The following is a 2169-nucleotide window of genomic DNA, read 5'->3' as shown; positions in this document are numbered from 1 at the left end:
GTGGGTGCGCCACGAGGCGCCATGGAATCGAGTGAGGTGAGAGACCTTCACCACCGGGTTGTCGTAGCAATCCGGTTGCAGCTGGGGGCAGTTTGGTTCGGGGGATGTCGAGCCGAGCGGTAAGCAGCCCCGACAACGCCGGGACGGGTTGGTACTGCCAGACGACCCGGGTCCGGCTAGCGAGACAGGAAGGTGCACGCGAGAAATCAGTGCCTGACGCCCCGTAATTACGACACCGGCTCGAACCTGGCGGATCTGGGCCGGACGCAGTGCACGACCACCAGCGCTCCTCGGTGGTCGACTCCGAAGCCGACTCCACTCATCGGTGGGGAGGCCACGCTGAAAGTCTGCGGCGTAAGCGTGGCGATGCTGCCGGGGTAGAGCTGGGCACCTCACCTGTCGATCGATTCGTGGTGAACGTGGGAACTGTCCGCGGGCGCCCCTATATCGGACAACCAGTCCGATCGGAGGCAGGCCCATCGCCGGCTGATGGCCGTCGGGCAGGACGGAGGCTCCGTAGTACTCCGAGGCCGGGAAAGCCGGTCACATGGGGAAGGGGGCCAGCAAGTCAGCAGTAAGGAGACTGGAATGCCAGGAGGCTGTCGCCGGTGAATACCGACGAGCTGGAATGGGCCTTGATGAAGGCCGAACGCCGGGTACTGGATATCCAGACCAAGCTGCACCGTTGGGCTGCCGATGATTCTCATCGCAGGTTCGACGACCTGTTCAATCTCGTGGCCGATCCCGCCTTCCTGTTGGTGGCGTGGGACCGTGTCCGGGGAAACAAGGGTGCCCGCACGGCCGGAGTGGATGGGAAGACCGCCCGCTCCATCGAAGCCGGTCAGGGAGTCGAGGCGTTTCTCGGCAAGCTGCGGGCCCAGGTCAGAGACCGCAGCTTCCATCCGGTTCCTGTCCGCGAGCGGATGATTCCCAAGGCGAATGGAAAGCTTCGTCGTCTGGGTATTCCGACGGTGGCGGACCGAGTGGTCCAGGCGTCCTTGAAACTGGTGCTGGAGCCGGTATTCGAAGCGGATTTCCTCCCGTGTTCCTATGGGTTCCGCCCGAACCGCCGTGCTCACGATGCGATCGCCGAGACTCGCTATCTCGCCAGCCACGGATACGAGTGGGTGGTGGAGGGCGACATCGCGGCGTGCTTCGACGAGATCGCGCACCCGGCCCTCATGGAGCGGGTGCGGAATCGAATCGGGGACAAGCGGGTGTTGTCCTTGGTGAAGGCGTTCTTGAAGTCCGGGATCCTGTCCCGTGACGGAGCCTTCACGGACACACGCACCGGGACCCCGCAGGGTGGGATTCTGTCGCCGCTGCTGGCCAACATCGCGCTCTCGGTCCTGGACGAGCACATCGCCCAGGGCCTCGGAGGACCAGATGGCACCTCCGAGGATCGGCGCAGGAGACGGCGCCGGGGATTGCCCAACTACCGGCTGGTCCGGTATGCGGACGACTTCCTCGTACTCGTCTTCGGGCGCCGCGACCACGCCGAGGAACTACGCGACGAGGTCGCGGAGGCATTGAAGCCGATGGGCCTTCGCCTGTCGGTGGAGAAGACACATATCACGCACATTGACGAGGGCCTTGATTTTCTGGGATGGCGCATCCAGCGTCACCGGAAACTTGGCACTGATCGGCAGTACATCTACACCTACCCGGCACGGAAATCAGTGCGTTCCGTCACGGGCAAGGTGAAGGAACTGACCGGACGGCAGAACGTCGGCTTGTCGCTCGAGTCCTTGCTCAACCGACTGAACTCGGTGTTGCGAGGATGGTGCGCGTATTTCCGTCCCGGAGTTTCGAACGTCGCTTTCTGTTACCTCAGCCACTACGCGTGGATGCGGGTGACACGATGGATTCGGCGCAAGCACCCCGGGGTCACTTGGAAACAGCTCCGTCGACGCTATTACGGCGGCGGCTGGTGGCCCGCCACAGAGGAAGCGGAACTGTTCAACCCGGCAAAGGTAAGCACGACCAGATACCGATACCGGGGAAAACTCATTCCGGCTCCGTGGCCCACTACGGCATGAGGAACTGAACATCCTGGAACGGGATTTGTGGAGAGCCCGGTGCCCGGAGACGGGCACGCCGGGTTCGGGAGGCGGCACGGGGAAACCCACTGGTGGAAACACCGGCAGGGCGCCCCGAGTCGACCTCACC

General features: G+C 63.7%; 1 protein-coding gene. It reads left to right on the top strand.

The features are described from left to right. Positions 1-608 precede the first annotated feature (608 nt). Complete coding sequence (gene ltrA / locus ACZ7LY_RS32475) at positions 609-2039, top strand: group II intron reverse transcriptase/maturase (protein WP_471628355.1); 1431 nt, start codon at positions 609-611, stop codon at positions 2037-2039. Positions 2040-2169 lie beyond the last annotated feature (130 nt).

The sequence above is a fragment of the Streptomyces sp. NPDC107550 genome (genome assembly GCF_055639095.1).
The sequence above is the reverse complement of the archived record's forward strand: the minus strand, read 5'-3'. Positions and strand labels throughout refer to the sequence as shown.